Below are 3480 nucleotides of genomic sequence, written 5' to 3'. Positions count from 1 at the left end.
TCGATCTGTCGGAACTGTCTTTCAGTGACCTGGGAGGTGAAATCCGAGGTACTTCTCTATTTAGCATCATTACTAATCTTCTGGTAAAATGCAGATCAGGACATCAGCAAAGATCAAATATCATCTGATCGAGTCTCGAGCGCACTGAGAGCGGGTTTACTGACAGATGTCCTGGCGCGTGACAAATGGTCCGGTTTAAGGTGCAGTATATTCGATATTACCGCAACGTCAACGGTTCACTTCCGCTGTCCCTGTGACCACCGTTGGCAGGCAACAATTTGGATCTATGACAGGCTCCAGCGTCTCATTGAAGAAACTTAAACTAATTCACGGATAGGGTGCCGATTCTCATCGATGAGATAGCGCGGGCGGCCCGACAAGTCCGTAATCTGCGCCGTTTGTGTATCAATGCCGAGGTTATTGAAGAGTGTCGCAAAGATTTCCTGAACGTGAACCGGACGATCCAGGGGAACGCCACCAATACGATCTGTCTGCCCCACAATGCGGCCCCCCTGAATTCCGCCCCCTGCCAGCAGAACCGATTGCGTTCCCGGCCAGTGATCACGGCCTCCCTTGGCATTGATGCGCGGAGTCCGGCCAAATTCTCCCCACACGATTACGGTCGTCTGTTCCAAGAGCCCCCGTTCCTCCAGATCCTGCAGAAAGACCGCCAGAGCCTGGTCGAATACAGGTAAATACTTTTTAGACAGATATTCAATGCTGCCTTCCCGATTGGCGTGCCAGTCCCAGGCGCCAAAGGCCACCGTCACACAACGCACGCCCGCTTCTACCAGACGCCGTGCCAGCAATAAATGCTGTGGACTTTGTGGAGCGCCACCAAAACTGGGATCGGTTTTCTGTAGTTTGCCATAACGATCGCGGACCGAGACTGGCTCTTTTTCCAGATCCATGGCCTCTGCGAAACGGCCTGAAGTCAGCATTTGAAACGCCTGTTGTTGTAAATTATCGATACCGTCAACTTCAAACTTCTGCTGACTGCCTTTGAATGATTCCAGCAATGCCCTGCGCTCATTGAGTCGTGTTACATCAATCCCGTTTAAAACCAGATCCGATTTCACTTCGCCTTCCAGCGTAAAGGGAATGTGGTTAAATCCGGTGAATCCGGGCCACGAAGGATTGCCCTGCAGATGACTTCCGTTGTTGTTGTAAGGGCTGTAGCTCATCCTGGGAGCCGCATCAACATAGGGAATCATCCCTGCGTTTCCCGGGCCCAACAGTTGAGAAACAATCGAGCCTAATGCCGGCCAGCCTCCTGCCGGTTCACCGTCTTCGGTTCGTCCCCCGGCTCGACCCGTATAACATTGAAACGATTCATGCCGATTCTCCATGCCGACCAGCGTGCGTACGACGGAGAATTTGTCTGCGATCGCTGATAACTGCGGAAGCAACTCACAGTACTGGATGCCCGGAACTTTTGACTGTGTTGCTGTGAAAGAGCCGCGAATCTCGCCGGGTGCGTCTGGCTTGGGATCGAACGTTTCGAATTGTGTCGGCCCCCCCGGCAGATAGATCATGACGACCGACTGCTGACTCGTTTTTTTTGCCACGCCGGCGTCTAACCCGCTCAGATACGGCAGGGATAACCCTCCCGTAATACCCAACAAGCCAATTTTCAGAAAGTGACGCCGCGAAAGATCTGCAGAGAACAGGCACTGACTCATAAAAACCCTCCTATGTGATCTGTAGAAACTATCAGACCTTGGCGACTTTCTCAACCCCTTTTCGCGATTCAGGCGAACGGTCGCAGATTCTTTCAGAAGATGCGGTATCCTGTACTTCAATCCAAACATCGGCAGACGCTTTTGTGAACATGATATTCCGATAATTTGCAGAGGATTCACTTACCATGAGTTTTCATTTCGTGATGTAGATCGTAGAATTTTTGAACATTCAAAAATAACCTCAGTGACATCAAATTAAATCTCAGGATTAGATTTAATGATACATGAAGCGTATGTGGAACGGCTTGTTAATTTGCTGGCCCCTGATGCGAACATTCTCTTCAACATGACCTTTGAAGAGGCAACAGAACGAGTCGGCAGCGGTTCGCCGGAACGTGTCAGGGAAATTGACGGTCAGTTTGCGCTCGTGCATAAAGCAGGCACTCGCATTCGGATGGCCCGCTCCATCGGACGGCCGATGAGATTCTTTCTGGCCAAGCGCGCGGAAGGCCCCTGCCTGGTAATTGCAGAACGAATGGATGAAATCTATGAGTTCCTCAAAACCGAAGGGCTCGACGGGCAATTCCATCCCTCTTATACAAGAATGGTTCCCGCTCACTACATTCTGGAACTGCAATTAATCGGCTGCCCCGACCCCAATCCCCAAACAACGCGTTTCTTTACGCCCGTTCGAAATCGTCTCTCACATCAACTGGATGAAATCGGAGAACAGTATATCGGCGCTGTTTCCCTGGAAATAAACAAGTGGCTGAATACCATTCCGCCGCAGGAACCGATTGGTGTACTTTTTTCCGGAGGCATCGACAGCGGGGCTCTGTTCCTGCTGGTTTACCACGCGCTGATCACACGCAATGAATCTCCTTCGCGCCTGAAAGCGTTTTCGCTTTCAATTGACGGTGAAGGTAGTGATTGTCAGCAGGCACATCAGTTTTTAGAACAGATGAATCTCAGCTTCTTCCTGGAGGTGCTGGAAGTCCCGCAAAGCAGTCTGGACTTTGAAGAAACGATCAAAATCCTGGAGGATTATAAACAGCTTGACGTGCAGGCAGCGACAATGACGTATGCCTTGTGCAAGAAGATTCGCAAGCTCTATCCGCGCTGGAAATATTTGATTGACGGCGATGGCGGGGATGAAAATCTGAAGGATTATCCGATTGAAGCGAATCCCGAGCTGACCATTCGCAGCGTGCTCAATAATCTGATGCTGTATCAGGAAGGCTGGGGAGTGGAAGCGGTTAAGCATTCTCTCACCTATTCCGGCGGTCAAAGCCGCGGGCATGTCAGAACCTATGCGCCGGCCCGCAGTCTCGGTTTCCAGGGCTTCAGCCCTTATGCCTTGCCGAACGTCATCGACGTGGCAGAAGGCATTCCCTACATCGAACTGACAGACTGGAATCCCAGAAAGCTTTATGCTCTGAAAGGGGACATCGTGTGCAGAGGGATCAAACGGCTGACAGGACTTTCCATGCCCGTCTATCCGAAACGCCGGTTCCAGGAAGGAACACTCAATCAGGAATCCTTCGACTCCGTTTTCTCTGACTCTGAAAGCGTGTATCGACAGACGCTGTTAGCGCTTTATGAATGAGAAATCGGTTTTGCCAGGCTTTTTGAATAACGGATCAAGGTTGTCTCATTCCATCTGATTCAAACTGACGGACTCCATGCATCTCCCGCATCCCCCAATTACTGACCAGCAGATCCTGGCAGCACGGCCGTCTAAAAACCCGATTTCCCCTCAGACTCCCTATGCTTTTTTAAATGAACTCGAGTATGCCGC

Annotated in this window: 2 protein-coding genes; one reads left to right on the top strand and one right to left on the bottom strand. The window is 50.9% G+C overall.

The window, feature by feature from the left end:
- Positions 1-317: 317 nt before the first annotated feature.
- A complete protein-coding gene (locus Q0294_RS22850; RefSeq protein ID WP_299470089.1) occupies positions 318-1682 on the bottom strand; it encodes a DUF1501 domain-containing protein in 1365 nt (454 codons plus the stop codon).
- 277 nt (positions 1683-1959) lie between these two features.
- Between Q0294_RS22850 and Q0294_RS22845 the strand changes: the two genes are divergently transcribed.
- Positions 1960-3288: an asparagine synthase-related protein gene (locus Q0294_RS22845; RefSeq protein ID WP_299470087.1), complete on the top strand. Its 1329-nt coding sequence runs from the start codon at positions 1960-1962 to the stop codon at positions 3286-3288.
- Positions 3289-3480 lie beyond the last annotated feature (192 nt).

Source organism: uncultured Gimesia sp. (genome assembly GCF_937919775.1).
Lineage (GTDB): Bacteria > Planctomycetota > Planctomycetia > Planctomycetales > Planctomycetaceae > Gimesia.
This window is presented reverse-complemented; position numbering and strand designations above follow the sequence as displayed.